The following is a 19,046-nucleotide window of genomic DNA, read 5'->3' on the forward strand; positions in this document are numbered from 1 at the left end:
AGTAAGAATAGGTTTTATCAATTGTTGCGACTTAGCTATATCTCAACCGCTAACCAGAGAACAAAATCCTGTTCTACTATTGTTGACCAGATTAATCTCTCGCAATTATTGATAAAACCGTAGAACTGAACTGCGGAGCATCTGGGAGTGTTAAATTTTCTTCTATGGGGATTTAAAGAATAGCAGAGAGCGGGCGCCAGTTTGCAAAATGGGTGTATTTTGCAAACAAAACAACTCAGAGAAGCTTAATCCTTCTGCAATTTGATGAATTATGGAAGAATTATTCATTTTTTTGTTTGGAGCCGTTAAACAGGTTAATTTCGGAGCTGTATTAGCCAAAAGTAGGCGCACCTCTCCTGTGTAATATAAAATCCAAATTTTCTTAAAACCTTAAGGTATCAACTAAGCAACAGTCAGGACGTATCCCGTAATAGGTTTGGTAACTCCTCAATGCAGACCATTTTTCCTTTACCGCATTCCGGACAGAGAGACAAATCAACTCCTGTCAATCGCATCATCATTTCCTGTACAGTCTCTGATAATTTTACAGCAATTTGGGCCTCTGGATCTATCAATAATTGAAGCAAAGGAATACTCACCTTTTTGTTTGCATGACCAAGAAAGCCAAAATAACGGATTTTCATAAACCCACGCGGCAAGATGTGCAGAAGATAACGCCGAATGAACTCTTTTGCTTTGAGAGTAAGAGCTTTGACTTTGTTTTCATCACTGCGATCACGATAATTGAAAGATACTTCACCACCCTTAATAGATAAAATTCGGTTGTTTGTTATGGCCACTCGGTGTGTATAGCGACCGAGATATTCGAGCACATGCTCCGGCCCACCAAATGGCTGTTTTGAGTAAGTGATCCACTGCTTGTCTTTTAATACGTTGACCATCTGAACAAAAACCAGTTTGTCGGCAAAGCCAGAAGCTCTTTCATTGAAGCATAGTTTTTCTTGTCTATATGCTTTTTCAAGTTTGCACAGATACCTTTTTCTGAATTCTTTAGCCAAAGATTCAACCCTGAAAAGATACTTGTCCCTGGCAGCAACCCATTTTGTCTTATCAAATGTGAGTACACCTGCCGGGATAATACAATGTAAATGGAAGTGATCCATAAGTTTCTGGTTCCATGTGTGCAGAACCGAAATAAAGCCAAGCTGTCCAACAAGTCGCCACTGTGGATCGCTGGCGAAAACCTGGAGAGTTTCTTTCGCGGCACCAAATAACATTGCCAACATAATTTTCTTATTGCTCAAAATGAGAGGGTTGAGCTCATGGGGCAGAGTAAACACGTTATGAAAATATGGACAGGGCAGCAGTTCAGACTTCCTGGCATCCAGCCACTTTTCCTTCACAAGTGTCTGGCATTTCGGACAGTGCCTGTCTCTGCATGAGTTGTAAGCATTCTTTTTAAAACCACAGTGATCACAGGCTTCAGTATGTCCCCCAAGTAGAGCAGTACGGCAGATTTCGATGTGATACATTGTTTTGGATTGTTCAGTAGACAAGAAGTGGCTACGTCGATAATCTGCCCCATATTTACGGAAAATATCCGCTAATTCTGGTTTGCTTTCATTTTTTTGCATTATTATCCTCCTTTTCCGGTTCGAGGAAATCTAGAGGACTTTTAAGATCGGCAAATCTTGCTGGAACGATATGGAGATAGATCGTGGTTGTTTCTATTGAGGTATGACCAAGAAGTTGGCTGATGGTATAGAGGTCGTAGCCGTTGTATAAAAGGTGAGTAGCGAATGAATGTCGAAGCGTATGCAGGCTGCACGCCTTGGTAATCTGAGCTTTTTTTTTGCTCTGTAAAGAGCTCTTGACACAGAAGTAGCAGTGATATGTGAGTTAGGTTTCTGGCCGGGAAAGAGCCATTGCCCAGGAGAATATTTCTGCCAGTACTCTCGCAGTTCGCAAAGTAGCCTTTCGGATAAAACAGTGTAGCGGTCTTTGCGTCCCTTGCCTTGCTCAATTCTAAGCATCATTCTTGATGGGTCACTTTCGATATGCTCGGGTTTGAGGCGGATGGCTTCAGATACTCGCAGCCCTGCACTATAAATTGTTTTGAGTAAAACCCGTTGTTTGAGATTCTCAGCACAGGATAGCAATCGACTAACCTCTTCCATGCTAAGGATTTGTGGCAATTTTTTGCTTCGAGGCAGTGGTGGTAATCCAAAACGGTCATCAACTTCTCGATTACAGAGATGTCTGTAGAAATACGTAATGCCGCACAGATATGACCCACATGTTGATCGTGTTAATTTTCGCTCTAAAAGGAGATGCCGAAAATACGACCGCACTTGGTCGTTGGTTAATTTATCAGGGGATTCGTTGTGATATTTAGCCAATCCCTTGACTCCATTTATGTAGCTTCGCTGTGTCTGCTTTGATAAACCTAAAAACTTCATGTGTTCAATGAATTTGGCTCTGATCGGGGTGCTCATGGCATACCTCCTTGATTGGATGAATAAGAATGATGCTACAAGTTCTAATTGACCAAAAAGAGGGTACTATTGAAAATGAAATTTAGGGTGGGATACAAAATCAGAAAAACGTGCGTGTGGGCGAAGCCCTAAGCGCACAAGTGTAATGAGTGCGATTGGGTGAAAAGAAATATAATATGGGGAATCAGCTAAATAGATTGTTTAGGCACAGGGTTGCTTTTTTCCGCGTAGCGGTTCAGTTCTAACTGAATATTGGTCTGTACGACCCCATTTTCCCAGAAGAAAGGTAGGTTTTGATCGAGAGGAAAGATCTTGACTTACGTGGCAGTCGAGATCCAAATAGCTATGTGGACCTTGAAAACAATGAAAGTAGGGTTCTCTGCTATAAACGATTCTACCTTCTCCCTAAGATATCTAATAGTAGAGTAGAACAAGGTGTGTCTATTCTAAATAGGATAAATCACCCTGCATATTCCCTTTTTGTTATTTCAAATATCTTTTCTTCAAGCAAAAAAGCATCAGTTATGACTGGATCGAAATGACGCCCCCTATTTTTTCTGATCATTTGCACAGCTTCTTCGTGTGACCATGCTTTTTTATATACTCTGTCTGAGGTGACAGCATCATAAACATCACAAAGTGCAACAATCCTTGCAGCCAAAGGAATATTCTCTCCAGCCAAACCATCGGGGTAACCGCTTCCGTCCCATTTTTCATGATGTGCCCTAGCAACGGTCAGGGCCAATGTTAAATAACTCTGTGTCCCTACACGTTTCTGGAATTGCAAATCTGCTGAGGTTAAAATGTCTGATCCAATGGTAGTATGTGTCTTGATCACATCAAATTCCTCATCAGTAAGAACTCCAGGTTTCAACAGAATACCATCAGGCACTGCGATTTTCCCGATGTCATGCAAAACTGAAGCATGAACCAAATCCTCAATATAACTAAATTGGGACCTCATATAGCCACTGTAAGGTGAATCTTTTTTTAGCTTATCTCCCAATATTTTCACAAATATACCGATTCTTTGCAGATGCTGTGAGGTTTCAGCGTCTCTATATTCGGCTAAAGACGCCAAAGTTTCTATCGCTACCGCTTGTGTAACTCTGAGTTCTTTAAATTTGTCCCTCGTAAAACGGATATCGAGAAAAATGAGCACACCGGCAAGGCCACCCATTATGACTATTTCCAAAACAGTATGTAGAATGTCTTCGATGGTTGCAAACGGTTGGTGATGATGTGACACCATTCCGAAAAAAAACTCTCGAAATAATGGGGCAAAACAAAGGATGATGAAAAAAAGCAGATATTTTTTAAAACGAGTATTCATTATAATTAACTACTTAGAGGTTTTCTCTCTTGGAGAAAATCGCATACAAAAATAAATTTGGCGAAAATTCCATAATATCCAAGCAAATTGCGATACATGGTTGTGCTAACCTAAAATTGACCAGCAAAGAGGGGTAGTGATTACCGAAAATTGACCACCCTGGGCAATCAATCTTCTGTTAGAATGTCACATTTTTTTGACATTCCGCCAGGAGGTGAGGAGTTGCTCAAGATGGATCAATACGAATACATCAGGACGGCCCAACGGGTCTATGGCACGAACATCAGCGAACTGGCTAGGCAGACAGGGAATTCGCGCAACACGATCAAAAAAGCCCTACGAGGAGAAGCGTGGGGATATAGTGAACGAGAACAGCAACTGTTTCCTGTATTGGGGCCGTATCGCACGATTATCGAGGAATGGCTGAAGAAGGACAAGGATCAGCCGAAGAAGCAACGGCACACAGCTCGGCGGGTATATAACCGATTAAAAACAGAGCAGGGTTATCAAGGCAGTGAATCAAACGTCCGTCGTTATGTGCGGATGGTACAAATGGAATTAGGGCTTGATATTGCAGGCCAGGCGTTCATAGCATGCGAACCGGAAGCTGGGCAGGAAGCAGAGGTAGATTGGGGCACCGCAACGGCGGTTGTTGGCGGTGAAAAAGTTCGGCTGAAGTTTTTCTGCATGCGAAGCAAATATTCCGGCAAACACTTTGTTCGTTTTTATCCCTGTGAACGTCAACAGGCATTTTTTGATGCCCACATCCAGTCCTTCAGTTTTTTTGGCGGGATCTTCCCGGTTTTGATCTACGATAATTTGACGACAGCGGTGCGTAAAATACTCCTGGGTAAGCGGCGGATTGAGCAGGAAAGTTTCAGTAAATTCAAGGCCTATTACAGTTTTACCGCCCGGTTTTGCAATGCTGACAGCGGCAATGAAAAAGGAGGAGTGGAAGGATTGGTCGGTTTTGCTCGCCGGAACTACATGGTTCCGGTACCTGAGGCGGAGAGCCTTGAGGAGCTCAACGAAAAGCTCCTTGCTGACTGCCTGTCTTACGGTTCGCACAAGATGGCAAGCCGTTCAGAGAGCGTAGCCGACCTCTTTGAGGGTGAAAAAGCCCATCTTCTCGAGCAGCCGAATATAGCCTTCAGCAATACCCGTCCGGGTGATGCCCGGGTTGATAAATACGCCACGATAATGGTCGACAAGAATCGTTACTCCGTGCCGTGGAAGTATGCAGGGCGCAGGCTGAAGACAATTGTCCATGTGGACCGGGTGGAGATTTTTGCCGACGGCAAAAGACTTGCCGTCCATGAACGTCTATTCGCCAACAACAAATGGAGCCTTGCCCCGGAGCACTATCTAGATCTGATCCAGCAACGTCCAATGTCATTTGCCAGTGCGCGAGTGATTCGGCAATGGCGAGAACACTGGCCCCAGTCACTGCATCAGTTACTTACAAATTTTTGTCATATCCAAGGGGAAACCAAAGGGATCAAGGATTTTATTGCAGTATTGATGCTGTACAGCCGCTACCAGGCCGACGAGGTAGAGACTGCGGTAGAACTCGCCCTGGAAAAGAATCTTTCCAGTAGCGAGGGGGTTCGACATCTGCTGATATATGCCAATGAACAGATTGTTCCCATTGCACAGCTTGCCGACTGGTCGAGTCTGCCTTCTCCTGATCTGAGCCTTTATGGCGTGTTGGGAGGTGTACAATGATGCCTGCAGCCATGATCGCATTGCGGGAAAATCTCAAGGCGCTGAGCCTGGCAACCGTTGCTCGGGATCTGGAATCCCGTATAGCATCGGTTGCTGGCCCTCGGTCTCAGCAAAATATTGTGGAGGATCTTGTTTGTTGAAACGCAAACTGTCATTTCGATTTTTCTGTTTTGCTCTATGTTTAAGAAAATAATCAATTAGAACATTACAAACGAACACAACAACAGCTGCAATTTGAATAAATAGAACTATTGCCCAGATGATAAAAAGATTAGCTTGCTCGTGATTTCTTTGAGAGGCTTCAAGGCCAGCAACGAGCATATAGGCCGGGGACAACAGGAGAATATTTATAAAATTTATAATTACGGCAGCAGCACCAAAAGGCGTACCTCCTTTACCCGTTGAAAGCCAAGCCAAAAATCCAGATAAGCCCGAGATCATAATACCGAAAACTGGTATGAAAATAGCGACTATAGAGAAGACGAGTGAGGCAATACCGAAAGCGAGCATCGTATTATTGATTGTCTGGTTGGGAAATATGATGAAATTCGTAAAAAGCCGCAACAAAACACTACATGGTGGTATTACAATCAAACAAAACCAGGTAGTTATAAAAGACTATGATAAATCAAATATTTTGTCTAATTTATATTTTTTCATAGAGCTGCTGCGCTTGAGTTTTCGATGACATTAAGACCATCCTTCGCCACAAAAGTCCTACCTCCTTCACCATCTGCTTTTAAAGCACAACCGCACTAGGACAAACTCACAAGGCGGGCTCTGCGCGAGAGCGAGATTCCTTTACCGCACGGATAGTCTTGACCTACCAAACACACATGCATTTTGGCGATGAATTTTAGCCGATTCTTATGTATGATAAAGGACGTTATCATACATTATAATCGGCTCACCGGGAGGGGAGGGTATGGCACATGAATTAATGATCACCGGAAAGAAATTGGCGGGAATGTTGCCGGTGCTTTTTGCACCCGATGCGAAGACGGCCGAACGGGTTGTCGAGTTCTTCACAGCGCAGATCAGTAACGCCAACACCCGAAAAGCTTACATGCGGGCAACTGGGGCCTTCGCCACCTGGTGTGTTGAGCACGGGATTGATGAGCTCGGCCAAGTTCGACCCATACATGTCGCTGCCTACATCGAAGGACTGCGGTCAATTATCGCCACGCCCTCGGTGAAGCTTCACCTGGCGGCGATCCGGATGCTCTTTGACTGGCTGGTGGTTGGCCAGATCATCCCGACAAACCCGGCACATTCGGTCAAGGGACCGAAACATGTCGTTAAAAAAGGCAAGACTTCAGTGCTTTCAGTCGAAGAGACCCGCGAACTGATCGACTCAATTGATTTAGACTCACCTCAGGGCCTGCGCGATCGAGCGCTTGTCGGGATAATGGTCTATACCTTTGCGCGGGTGGGGGCCGTTATCAAAATGCGGATCCAGGATGTCTATGTGCAGGGTCGCCGCACCTGGGTACGCCTGCATGAAAAAGGTGGCAAGCGTCACGAGATGCCCTGTCATCACAACCTCGAGGAGTACATCGAAGCCTATCTGGAAGGAGCCGGAATCGCTGCGGATGCCAAGGGCTTTCTCTTTCGTACAGCCCGCGGCCGCACACGTCAGCTTTCCGATAGGCCCATGACACAACCGGATGTGTATCGCATGATCGGCCGGCGCGCCGAAGACGCCGGTGTGCGCACGAAGGTCTGTTGCCACAGCTTTCGTGCAACAGGGATTACGGAATATTTAAGGAATGGCGGTAAGCTCGAGGTGGCTCAACAAATGGCCAATCACGAATCAGCCCGCACTACAGGCCTCTATGACCGCCGGGATGATCAGGTTTCCCTCGATGAGGTCGAACGGATCCTGATTTAAGTTGGCCTAATGGAAAAGACTTTCATGATTCATCTTCGTTGCATGCTCCCCGATGGGCATGATTTATCGGCGTGCAGAGCAGAGGTGTAAGGAATTCAGACGCTGACAACCGGATAGGAGGGAATATGCCGGTCATCAACAGTTGACCGGCACTAGCTATTGAAAAGATCCCTCACTTTTATGTTGAACACAGTGCCTGAACATTATTGCAATACAAAGAACATTACGTTACATAATTCGTTATCAAATGAGATTAATTGACATTCTTATTGATAATACGTAAAGTAAAGTATACAGTAGGCCGCCAAGATATTCAAGCAATGATCCTGTTGCAAACATACCTACTAAGGGGGAAAAAGATGAAGTGGGCCGGAGAAAAAGTGAGGGACCTCGCTAAAGCTCAAGGGTTTTCTATTGCCAGCCTTGCTGAATCTATCGGTGTTTCAAGAAAAGCCGTCAATGATTGGACAAGGGGGCAGATTCCGAAGGGCAACCATCTAATGGCCCTTGCACGTCTTTTAAACATTAACCCTGAAGAACTATTTAATATTGGCGAAAAATTCGACATTTCTATACCTGTCCATCGGACAAGAGGAAATGCGAAGGTTACTGAAGATAGGTCACAAGAAGCGTTTAACCTTGCAAAAGACTATTATTCATTTTTTCTCAACGACAGTGCATTGCCTGTTGTTCCGGTCATAAGAGAAACTGACAAATCTGACGAAAATGCCCGTAATATTGCACGGATATTGCGTAAAATGACATCAGTTCAAAATGGCGAACCATTAAAGAAAAAGCACGTCTTTAGTTTGTTGAAAGATTTGGGCATCAAAATAGTAATTAAAAAATTCCCTGAATCACTAAAAGTATATGCCTTTTATACAAGGATACTTGCTCATAGGGTTGTGTTTGTAAATCGTGATACCAATTTCCTCGATCTAAACTTCGCCCTTCTGCATGAAGCTGTACATGCGGTCCGTGATGAAACATTTAAAGGCAGGCTGTACGACAAAAAAGAAGAAGATTTCTGTGATTTAGTGGCAAATTATGTTCAGTTTCCAGACGAGTATGTTCAATTTGTTGCAAACAACATAAGTGACCTCCGTGTTGGCCAGGCGATCAATATTTTAAAATCGTTTGCAGAAAAGAACGGCCATGCCTTACACGGTATTGTAAAACGGATCTACAATCAATTCCCAAGCAAAGAACCAATAAATCCCCATGGGGCAGATACTAATCTGAAAAAAGAATTTTACAGTATTGGCGACTATCTAATGGCGTTTGAAAATGCTGAAGAATATGTCACATATTTGAAGGAAATAAGCCCATTGTTTCTTGAATCGCTTGTCAAACAAGTAGAAAACTTGACTTACCGCCGACTAGGTGAGTTACTAGACATTGAAAGCTCTCTTGACGCCGCAGACCTAAAAGATGAATTTTTAAAACTGCGAAAAGAGATGTAAAACAATGTTAATTCTCGCTGACACATGCAGTGTTTTGATGTTATTGAGAATCGCTCCTGATATGTTTTCAGATCCACTATATGAATGTGTAACCACAGCAGAAGTCCTCAGAGAATTAAAGTCAAACCAGAAATTTAGAACAAAATATCCATGGTTAAAATCCCTATTGCCAAGTGTTAAATGCATCAGAAATTCAGAACTGGACACAAAGGATTACAATACTGCATTGTCGACTGTTGAGTTACTACTCTCAACGAACCCTATCAATGAAAAAACCAACAAAGTGTTTGACCTAAGTAGAGTAGATCGACACATAATTGCCTGTGCCGCCGCTAATAATCTCACCATTACTACGGGTGAAACCGACATCATTGATTTTGCAGAACAAGAATTCAGCATTAAATCATTTTCTGCCTTGGGGGTTCTCAACATCTGGATCGAAAAAGGATTAGTGGATTGCAATGATAACTTACTTACAGTTATTGATGACTGGGAACAATCCAGAGAAGCTGAGCAAGCAACTGACGACATAGGAAATTTCCAAAAATTGACTAAGAATTTCTATTTAGGCCCAGCCCAAAAAGCAAAGTGTAAAAAAGCGAAGAAAAAACTCAAAAAAGACTAGGACAGGGTTCCACACCATCCATCTTTTGCCTCCTTACCTTTTCACTTCACTCATTTTCAACGACACAGGTAATAGGAGAACTTGCAAACACCGAATCGCCGAACGATTGGTTTTTATCGTGGCGAGATGTTTTTAACTTGCCTGCTCCCACTCCTATTCATCATAAGTCATCCCGAAAATCGTATCCGTCATCCAGTGACGGAAAGATTCATTGTCTTGAAACTGTTTAAAAAGTTGAGCATCGTCGGTAAAGAGTGCGGTGATAACTCGCTTCAGCGCCTTGTCATGTTCAATGCGCGCATTTTGACGGTCAGAGTTCTTTTTAGCATTCTGGAAGGCTTGATCGGCTGAGACCTTATTAGGAATCTCTTCGGTTATACGTTTTTCCATACGCTTTGCATCAGCAAAAAGCCCACCAAATTGGTTGTTGAACGTTTTGAGGATGCTAGAGAGTTTATCCATTTCTGGCTGCTGTTTCCCCCCTCCCCCTGAAGTTGGTACAGGCTCAATCTCCGCATCCTCATCGGGAAGGGCAATGGCCATAGTAGCCTTTTTCTCGGCACGATAGCTGTCCATGTCAATGGCTTCAAGTATACCTTTGGCCAAATCTTCTTCGACAGGTGCAGGTAATTTGGGAATAAGAAAATTCAGAAATATCGAGAGCTTTTCCCAATTCTGCACGCCATAAGGCAGGATGGTGGCAAGAAAGTCATAGGTTCGGGTGAATGCCTTGGCTTTTCCTTTAAAATCTACCTGCCCATCTTCATCGAGTTCATTCACATAGACCGCCACGCAGGCATCAAGGATGGGGTCCAGTCTGTCACGGTCAGCACCTCCAAGATAAAGCTCCACCAGCAAATCAATCTGTTCAGGTGAATACACTTGATACTGGTCAAGCTCTCCTTTCAAGGTGTGGAGCTTATTTGGGTCCGTTTCCTTACTCAGGATTGTGGTCCGGTAGTAATCAGCGAACGATTTTTCAATCGTATCAGTGTCGTTTTGAAAATCGAGAACAAAAACATCGTGCTTCTTGGGATGAGCCCGATTGAGACGAGAAAGTGTTTGTACGGCCTTGATACCGGAAAGAATCTTATCCACATACATGGTGTGCAGCAGTGGTTCGTCATAGCCAGTCTGGAACTTGTCAGCACAGATAAGAAAGCGGTAAGGGTCTTCCTGTATCCTGTTGGCTATGTCATTGCTCGAAAAACCGTTAAGTTTAGCCTCGCTGACCTTCTCTCCGTTGTATTCCGGCTCACCCGAGAAAGCGACAATGGGTTTATAGGGGCTTTTTAATTCAGTAAGGTAGGTGTTGAAAGCAAAGAAATAATGGATTGCGCGCTGAATGCCGCTGGTCACCACCATGGCTCTTGCCTTCCCTCCGATCTTGTTTTGGCCCATTACCTGTTCAAGGAAATGATCCACCATAATCTCAGCCTTGTCACGAATGGCCTTGCTGTGGCTCTCCACATAGACACGCAGTTTTTTTCGTGCTTTTTTCACATCGAATTCCGGGTCGCCTTCGACAGTCTTAGCAAGCCGGATGTAGCTTTTAACCGGCGTATAATATTTCAGCACATCGAGAATAAAGCCTTCCTGGATTGCCTGTTTCATCGTGTAGCCATGGAAGGGGCGATGCTTCACCTCATCACCGGAAGGATATGCAATGCCGAATATTTGCAGGGTCTTATTCTTGGGTGTGGCCGTGAAGGCAAAGTAGCTGGCATTAGGCAGCAGTTTTCGGGATTCGATAATGCGGTTAATCTTATCTTCGGTGGTTTCATCCTCTTGCTCTGCCCCACCTTCGGAAAGTGCCATACTCATTGCCGCAGCAGTTCGGCCGCCCTGGCTGGAGTGGGCTTCGTCAATGATAATGGCAAACTTTTTACCCCGATGTGCCTCACCTATGCTGTCGAGGATATGGGGGAAGGTTTGCACAGTGGAGATGATGATTTTCTTGCCGTCCTTCAGAAATTTTGTGAGCTGCTTGGTTTTAGAGCTGCCTGTGTCCTCTTTCACAGCACCGATAATACTACCCACCTGGGCAAAGCTCTTGATGGTCTCACGGATCTGTTTATCGAGAATGCGGCGATCAGTGATGATAATGATTGAGTCAAAGACTTCAATTCCGTCTTTGCGCAGGCCAATCAGTTGATACGCCAGCCAGGCGATGGAGTTTGATTTGCCACTGCCTGCCGAGTGCTGAATAAGGTATCGTTTGCCTGCACCGAACCACGCCGCATCGGCAAGGAGTTTACGCACTACATCGAGCTGATGATATCGCGGGAAAATCTGCATCCGTTTTTTCTTCCCGGTCTTTTCGTTCTTTTCTTCGACTATCTGGGCATAGTTCTCAAGAATCTCGGTCAGACCACCGGGGGTGAGGATGCGCCGCCAAAGGTAATCAGACTTGATGCCATAGCGGTTGGGAGGATTACCCGCGCCATCGTTCCAGCCCAAATTAAAGGGTAGAAACCACGAATCTTTGGCCATCCCCTTCGAGCCCTTCAAGTGAGTGCACATTCGCACCTCATGGTCGTCCATGGCGAAATGGACAACACAACGGCCAAAAAGGAACAGGGACTCACGCGGATCTCGGTCGCGCTTGTATTGCTCCTCGGCGTCTTCCGCAGTCTGCTTGGTCAAGCTATTTTTGAGTTCAAAAGTTGCCACAGGAAGACCGTTGATAAACAGTGCCAGGTCAAGAGCCCGCTTTGTTTGCTCGCGGCTGTAGTGCAGTTGACGTGTGATACTGAATCGGTTTTCCGCATGTCGAAGTACGGCTTTCTCGTTCTCCGGAGATGGAGTACCATAAAACAAGTCCACATGATATTTGCCGTGAGGGACACCCTTCCGCATCACATCAATGGTGCCGCGCCGGGTAATCTCGCCTTGCAACTGTGCCAGAAACTTCCGCCGCATCGGGCCGTCGATTCGTAACTCCAGCGCCGCTGCAACCTCCTCCTGCGTAGCCTCAAGGAAGGCCGTCAATTGCTGAACATCGACTGCATATTCCCGGTTGAAATCGGTGCTTATGCCCGGAATCCAGCCAAAGGCGGTCATAGCGCCTACAATCAGCGACTCCAATCCCTCTTCCTTAACGTTGGTGACCGGTGGCTTGTCGACCGAGGTGGGCCGGGCGGTTTCAATAAGTTTGATGCCACCATCCGGACCGAATGGTGAACACTTGCCATCAACGGTTGCGAAATCATCAAAAAAGGAAATAAGTCGCGGGTCTTGAGCCTGGAAACCGACAATGATTTTCTCGGCGGCGCTCCTCGGCATTTCGAGGCGGATGAGAGAGCTATTGCTCGGTGCAAGGGCCATTAACTTCACGTCCGCAATCATGACGCCCGCATACGCGGCAACTATTTGAACGAGCTGCAAGCGTTGGTAATCGCCCATATCTTCGGCATCGCGGGCAAGGATGAAATCGACCATTGCCTTTTGCGAGGCACTGGTTGGTTTGCCGGCATTCGTGCGCAGCGCCCATGGTTCCCTCTTATACACCTCGAAATCCTTGCTATTCCATTTATCTTTGTCGGCCATTTCATGGCAGGTGGCACACAGGGCGATGAGATTTTCTGCATTGTGGTCCTGGGTTTTTCGCCAGGGGATGATGTGGGCCAACTCGATGGAAAGCCCGAAGCCGCAAACAGCGCAGCGGTGACAAGATTCGTGCAATATCTTTCGTTGCACGGGAATTGGAATAGGAGGGCGGTCACTCATGGCTTTCCTCTGTTTCAAGGTCGTTTGGGCTTTCATCTTCGTCTGATTCTGGTGCAGCATCGGGCGGCAAGTCTGGTAACTTGGCTGCTGCCTCACGTACGTCGAGTTTGCCGGTTACTATGTCGGCGGTCAATCGAGTACGGTATTCCTGCATCAAGGCTATCTCATTATTTGTGCGAGTAATTGCAGTGTCGTAAGGTGCCACTTCTTGCGACAAATAATCGAGAATCTGAACTTGTTCGTCTTTTTCGGGAAACCACATCCAACAATTCGATAGTGCTTCTCGATTAATCTTTGGCATCGCTACTCTCATGGAACAATCAACAGCAAACTTTGTAAAAGGTGGAGACAAAAGGAGCAGGAGCATAAATGCTGGCAATAACTCTTTTCTTGGTGTAACCGGATACATGTCTGCGCTACACAGACATTCGCAAGGAGCTATTGTAGCTTTACGGAGGTTTGGGCGAATCTTGCTGTAAATTATCTGACCTTGACTAACCAAGAATTTTCCACTGTCAGCACCCTGCTCTTTGGCCGTTTCCTGTGCCAATAAACGCCCACTTCCACTTTGGATATGGTTAGGGGCTATCAAGACAAGTTTTCGATATCGAGGATTTCGTGGGTCAACTTGCCCGCTGTTGATTCTGGCGACAAACTTAAAGCGCTTGAGCTTCCAGTGTACCGGAATATCACCAAGCCATGGAATACTGGAAGGCTTGAGCTGAACATCGGGGTTGAGGCCGCGGATAACGGTACGGTGGATGATGGCCTGCTTTTGCTCGTTCAGTAGTCCAATCAGCTTTCGTTTGGCGCGGATAAAGCCGTTGATTTTCCGGTCCGCATGGCTCAAAAAAAGAACGATGCCAGCTTGTTCGTCCTCGGAGGGCAAAAGTACAGGAATCTGCCGCATTCCTGGAATGGATAAATCCCACTGGCCAACTCTTACCCCATCGGAAGCCTGCCCAAAGTGAGCGACGTAAGGTTTACTTCGAAGGAGTCTTTGACCAAAAGCGTGATTGGCGATACGGAAATCGAAAACGAAGTAGGCTGGACTCACGATACCATCGCATGGGGCAATGCCCATCGAACCTTGCCATGCTTTCATTTTGTTAATCACAAGATTGCCTTCTCGTGCCACCTTGTAATTGCTCAGGTCCTCTGGGATGGTATTGTGATTTTCTTTCAAGTCTGTGAGGGAGCGGATGAATACGCCTTTTTCACGAGCGACTGACAACAACGGCAAGTCTGAACGATTACGTTCGGACTGCTTTGAGATGAGGGTGCGAAGATTCCTTACTTCCCATTTAGCCGGAACATCACCTAACCATTTTGACCCCGACCTCTTGTATTCTCCATACGGTTTGAGTCCCTCAATCATCAGCGGCTCCTATGGTCCTGGGTGGTATGTTTCTCATGGGTTTGATGGTTTTGAACCGGCTTCTGTTGTCACGGCAGAGCATCATAGGATTTCAAACCAGGTTTTAATTTTCAAAGCCATAAGTTTTCGCCGTTGCTGAAGAAAATCGTCGTATGCTGGTATTCCTCCATCCAAGAGGGATTCAGGAAGGCAACTCATTCTCAGATTAGCAGACATCTCCTCACGCTCCGTAATACCGCCATATTGCTTAGCACCGCCGGAACATTGTTCAGCTAGTTCCTCAAAATAGACTTCGGGAGCTTTAGCACCGATGGCAATATTGATCTCGCTCTGCGCAACAACAAAATTTGCAATCTGATTGTAGCGGCCGCGAGTAAGCCCTTGGGTCTTGAGATGTTTACGAGGAAAAACGTGGTGTACATCGTTGCGATTCATCATGAGGTCAAGGACGGTAATGTCCCTCGAAAGAAATCCCTTGTCACCCAATTTTACCTGCGCCGCCTTATAGGCAAGGAAATACGGGCTTTGACCAGATGAAGTATCCATAAGCTGGGGCAACATGCCGGTCCAATAGCTTTCGGGCAGTTCTGTCTCGATCACCGAAGTGGCGTAGGGCAACAAGCCACGGTCAGCAATCTGTCTGATATCAAAATCAAAGGCTGTTTCCGGGCTAGCGGTATAGCGACCACGAAGTATTGAGAGCGCATACCAGCGCCTTACCAGCTGTTCAAGCTCTGCTGCAGGAACATTCTCGGCACGGCCACGCAGGTAAAGAATATAGGCAAAGTTAACGGCATTCTTGCCACCAATCAAGTCACTGGTGACAAAGCCCGCCGAACGTAAAATCATAGTGAATCGGTCGAAATGGGTTTTGCTGATGAAACGGAGAATACCTTGCTTAAGGCGAGCAAAAGAGGCCTCGGCGATGACATCCTCATATTGCCTGGTTTCGAAATTTCGACCTGAGAGTAGAGCCACCAAATCCGCCAGCTTGCCCCGTCCAAACTCCGCAGTGAAGGCCACCCGCAGCATGTCGGTATAGGTGGGGTCGTAGATATCATCGTTGACATCTTTCAGCCATCGCATCTGTGGCAGGAACTCGGATGCGGCAAAAGCTTTATCACCTTTCTCGATACGGCCAAGGAACTCGGGTGCAACAGCAAGATGGCAAAAATAATCAATGGCTTTGCGCAACATATTGCCGCCATAGGTCTCGTTCGCAGCAATTTTTGACATGGCAAAGTCAGCTTGCGATAGTTCAGCACCAGCAGAGTTCACTCGAATAAAAATCTCGGTAACGGTTTCGATGTCCAGGTCTTCGGCAAGTTCTATCAAGCCGACATGATTGTTTACAATCTTGCCGAGCTTCTGCAGGATTTTACCGACTTTTTTCCGGTCAGCAGCGGGATTCTTGGCGACATATTCCTCGGTCAGGTCTATCAAATCGGCATCGGGAGCAAAGACCGCAGCCACATCTTCAATCCATGCCCCATCTTTGCGAATGGCCGGGTTGGCAACTTCGAACTTTTCCGTCTGGGGGTGAAAGGCTATGCGGATACGAATAGTTTCGTAGTTTTTGGTCAAAACCTCGCGCCCAAGCAGCCCAGCCATCAGGGCGGTGACCCTCTGCTGGCCGTCAATGAGGATGCGCTTGCCGGCAGAGGGGGTGCCATCCTTCAGTTTCACTGTGGGATTACGCCAAGCGATGAGGTAACCGACAGGATAGCCGTGGTACAGCGAATCGAGAAGATTACGGACCTTAGTGGACTCCCAAACAAATGGGCGCTGAATTTCAGGGATAGCAATCTCTCCGGACTTGACCCAGGTGAGCAGGGTTTCAATGGGATGCGGGGTGACTGAATAGCGTTGTGTAGACATTATTACGATTTTACTCCGGTAATTTCACTCAACAATCCCTCTGTCTCCTGTTCCAACACAAGGATATCAGCGCTGATTTCGGCCAGGGAGCGGAGCTGTGGTGGCTTATAAAAATGGCGGGTGAAGCTTACCTCATAGCCGATTTTGGTATCGGCTTCAACGAGCCAGGCGTCTGGTGTGTACGGCAACACTTCGCGACGGATAAAGGCTTCGATACCACCATCTTCAAGCAACGGAATCTGCTCGTAATCGCGAAGTTCGCCATCGGGCTCGTATTCGACAACACATTTCTTGCCATCGACTTCAGTGGCAAACAGGCCATGCAAGGGGTCAGCAGCAACTTTGACGGATTTATGCACTTTTTTTATGACACGGGGGGCATCCTCCACACGCCAACTGACTGCATTTATGATAAGCTTTTGCTCGGCAGAGTTGGGCTTAAGGTTGAGCTCCTTCAATGTGGCCCCGACCTGTTTTAAGAAAATATTATAGTCTGTAAAGAGATCCCCACCGAGCGCCTCACGAAGCCTGGTGGCCACCTCTATCAGCATTGCGTCTCGTTTCCAGGTGGCCTCGTTGAGAAGTTTCTTTCTTTTGGCTTCGGGCAGGCTTTTCTTGACTATGCCGTCACCTTCCCCCTCTTCCTCCTCGTTATCACCTTTTCCCCAGTCGTTGACCAATTTTTCCAGCTCTTTGCGAACTGATGCAGGATTTTCAAAAAGAGCGTCGCCAAGTTCGTCATAAAGAGCCGCACGAATGCCTTCGTCACCAGAGGCGAAACGCAGAGTCTCTATGCGTTGCCTTGTAAGTTGACTATACAGGCGCAAAGGACGTTCAACCTTCACCTTCCAGTAGCCAAAAGCGGCATTGGGAAAGATTTTTGACTGATCGGTTTCCTGGAAAGCAAAGAAGGTATCGCAAATACGCTTAATGTCTTCAGCAGTAAGCTCACAGTTCTTTTTGCCCATATTCTTACTGAGAGGGTGAAACCACTGGCTGGCATCTATAAGCTGGACCTTGCCCTTACGTTGCTCGGGTTTTCGATTGGTGAGTACCCAGACGTAGGTTGCAATACCGGTATTGTAGAACATATTCAGTGGCAAAGCGACGATAGCCTCCAGCCAATCGCTCTCGATTATCCAGCGGCGGATATTGCTCTCTCCCTGCCCGGCGTCACCAGTAAAAAGAGATGAACCATTGTGTACTTCGGCGATGCGGCTACCGTTCGGAGTACCGTGTTTCATTTTGCTCAGCATGTTGGCGAGAAAGAGCATTTGCCCGTCACTGGAGCGAGTAATGAGTGAATAGTCCGAATCTTCTGCATACTGAATGACAAATCGCGGGTCACGCAATTCCTTTTTGCCTCCCATACGTTCGAGGTCACTCTTCCAGCTTTTACCGTAAGGTGGATTAGAGAGCATGAAGTCAAACTCATGAGAACGAAAAGCATCATTGGAAATGGTTGAGTGCTCAGGTCCACCAACAATGTTATCCGCCGCATCACCTTCACCCTTGAGGAGGAGATCTGCCTTGCAGATGGCATAGGTCTCGCCGTTAATCTCCTGACCGTAGAGATGGGTTGCAACCTGTTTGCCTTGAGTCTTGGCAATTTCCTTGAGGGTTTCTTCAGCAACTGTCAGCATTCCTCCAGTGCCGCAAGCACAGTCATAAAGGAGATAGGTGCCAGATTCTATTTTATCAGCCACGGGCAAGAAGATGAGCCTTGCCATAAGCCTGACGGCGTCACGGGGTGTCCAGTGCTCTCCAGCTTCTTCGTTGTTGTCTTCGTTGAAACGTCGAACAAGTTCCTCGAACATCGTTCCCATGGAATGATTGTCAAGGCCTGGCATTTCACCTACCGGCTGTGGGCTTAGATTGATACCCTCATCAAGAAATTTTTCGATGAGCGTGCCAAGCACATCAGCCTTTGAAAGACGGGGAATTTGATGACGGAACTCAAAGTTGGTGAGGATGTCCTGCACATTTGGCGAAAATCCATCGAGATAAGCTTCGAAATCGTCTTTGAGTTGCTGCTGAGTCGCACGCGATTTGAGGTCTCGCAGTAAAAAAGGTGAAGTGTTATAAAATGCTTGACCGGAGGCAACACGAAGGGCATCGTCTTGGTTGGTGATTTGTTCTTGATCCAAGGCAACCTTCATTTTCAACACAGCCTCCTTGGTTGGTTCCAGAACTGCATCAAGTCGGCGCAAGACGGTCATCGGCAGAATAACATCACGATATTTACCACGAACAAAGACGTCGCGGAGGATATCGTTTGCTATGTTCCAGATAAAATTGGTGATTCCGCTAAGTTGTGTTTGATCCATGATTCCTTACGATTATGGGTTACAAATAGTATTCTACATCCCAACCTGAGGGACAATAGTAATAAAATCATAGTAATACAACTAATTACGAACAATTGCAAAGAGTCAACATATCATAGTGTAGCGTTTTATCGAATGTTGCGCCCGAAGGAATACCAAAGTGGTGCGAAGGAGCGTTTAGTTGAAGAGCCACCAGGACTACCGTTTAACCAAACGCAATTTTTGATAAAACGCAAGAACT

11 protein-coding genes and 1 pseudogene are annotated in these 19,046 nt (G+C 46.3%); 4 read left to right on the forward strand and 8 right to left on the reverse strand.

The window, feature by feature from the left end; all coding sequences use genetic code 11:
• Positions 1–413: 413 nt before the first annotated feature.
• From FCL47_RS21390 to FCL47_RS21405, 3 genes and pseudogenes are all read right to left on the reverse strand, one after another.
• A complete protein-coding gene (locus FCL47_RS21390) occupies positions 414–1,595 on the reverse strand; it encodes an IS91 family transposase (protein WP_136815763.1) in 1,182 nt (393 codons plus the stop codon).
• A pseudogene (locus FCL47_RS21400) lies at positions 1,582–2,456 on the reverse strand (tyrosine-type recombinase/integrase). The gene FCL47_RS21390 and the pseudogene FCL47_RS21400 overlap by 14 nt, the downstream one beginning before the upstream one ends.
• 460 nt (positions 2,457–2,916) lie before the next feature.
• Entirely contained in the window at positions 2,917–3,789 is an 873-nt protein-coding gene (locus FCL47_RS21405; RefSeq protein WP_136815765.1) for an HD-GYP domain-containing protein, read from the reverse strand.
• A gap of 231 nt (positions 3,790–4,020) precedes the next feature.
• Here FCL47_RS21405 and istA point away from each other — a divergent pair, with 231 nt between their 5' ends.
• On the forward strand, positions 4,021–5,514 hold the full coding sequence (gene istA, locus FCL47_RS21410; protein WP_136815766.1) for an IS21 family transposase: 1,494 nt from the start codon (positions 4,021–4,023) through the stop codon (positions 5,512–5,514).
• 33 nt (positions 5,515–5,547) lie between these two features.
• Here the strand turns inward: istA and FCL47_RS21415 are convergent, their stop codons facing one another.
• Positions 5,548–6,024 carry a hypothetical protein gene (locus tag FCL47_RS21415; protein WP_136815767.1) on the reverse strand — a complete coding sequence of 159 codons (477 nt, stop codon included), beginning with the start codon at positions 6,022–6,024 and terminating at the stop codon, positions 5,548–5,550.
• Between the two features lie 415 nt (positions 6,025–6,439).
• On the opposite strand from FCL47_RS21415, the gene FCL47_RS21420 reads away from it, so the two are divergent.
• The 3 genes from FCL47_RS21420 to FCL47_RS21430 all read left to right on the forward strand — a co-directional run bounded on the left by FCL47_RS21420 (position 6,440) and on the right by FCL47_RS21430 (position 9,493).
• Complete coding sequence (locus FCL47_RS21420) at positions 6,440–7,405, forward strand: tyrosine-type recombinase/integrase (RefSeq protein ID WP_205747402.1); 966 nt, start codon at positions 6,440–6,442, stop codon at positions 7,403–7,405.
• A 359-nt stretch (positions 7,406–7,764) separates the two neighbouring features.
• A complete protein-coding gene (locus FCL47_RS21425; RefSeq protein WP_167496601.1) occupies positions 7,765–8,868 on the forward strand; it encodes a helix-turn-helix domain-containing protein in 1,104 nt (367 codons plus the stop codon).
• A 4-nt stretch (positions 8,869–8,872) separates the two neighbouring features.
• The gene (locus tag FCL47_RS21430; protein ID WP_136815769.1) at positions 8,873–9,493 is read left to right on the forward strand and encodes a DUF4411 family protein; all 621 of its coding nucleotides are present in this window, start codon (positions 8,873–8,875) and stop codon (positions 9,491–9,493) included.
• 153 nt (positions 9,494–9,646) lie between these two features.
• Here the strand turns inward: FCL47_RS21430 and FCL47_RS21435 are convergent, their stop codons facing one another.
• The 4 genes from FCL47_RS21435 to FCL47_RS21450 form a co-directional block, all read right to left on the reverse strand.
• Positions 9,647–13,222 (reverse strand): type I restriction endonuclease, encoded by a 3,576-nt coding sequence (locus FCL47_RS21435; RefSeq protein WP_167496602.1) that lies wholly within the window; start codon positions 13,220–13,222, stop codon positions 9,647–9,649.
• Positions 13,215–14,600, reverse strand: a complete 1,386-nt coding sequence (locus FCL47_RS21440) for a restriction endonuclease subunit S (RefSeq protein ID WP_136815771.1) — start codon at positions 14,598–14,600, stop codon at positions 13,215–13,217. Before FCL47_RS21440 ends, FCL47_RS21435 begins: the two co-directional genes overlap by 8 nt.
• A gap of 81 nt (positions 14,601–14,681) precedes the next feature.
• On the reverse strand, positions 14,682–16,478 hold the full coding sequence (locus FCL47_RS21445; protein ID WP_136815772.1) for a DUF262 domain-containing protein: 1,797 nt from the start codon (positions 16,476–16,478) through the stop codon (positions 14,682–14,684).
• A 2-nt stretch (positions 16,479–16,480) separates the two neighbouring features.
• Entirely contained in the window at positions 16,481–18,805 is a 2,325-nt protein-coding gene (locus tag FCL47_RS21450) for a class I SAM-dependent DNA methyltransferase (RefSeq protein WP_136815773.1), read from the reverse strand.
• Positions 18,806–19,046: the final 241 nt, after the last annotated feature.

It is taken from the genome of Desulfopila sp. IMCC35006, assembly GCF_005116645.1.
Taxonomy (GTDB): Bacteria; Desulfobacterota; Desulfobulbia; order Desulfobulbales; family Desulfocapsaceae; genus Desulforhopalus_A.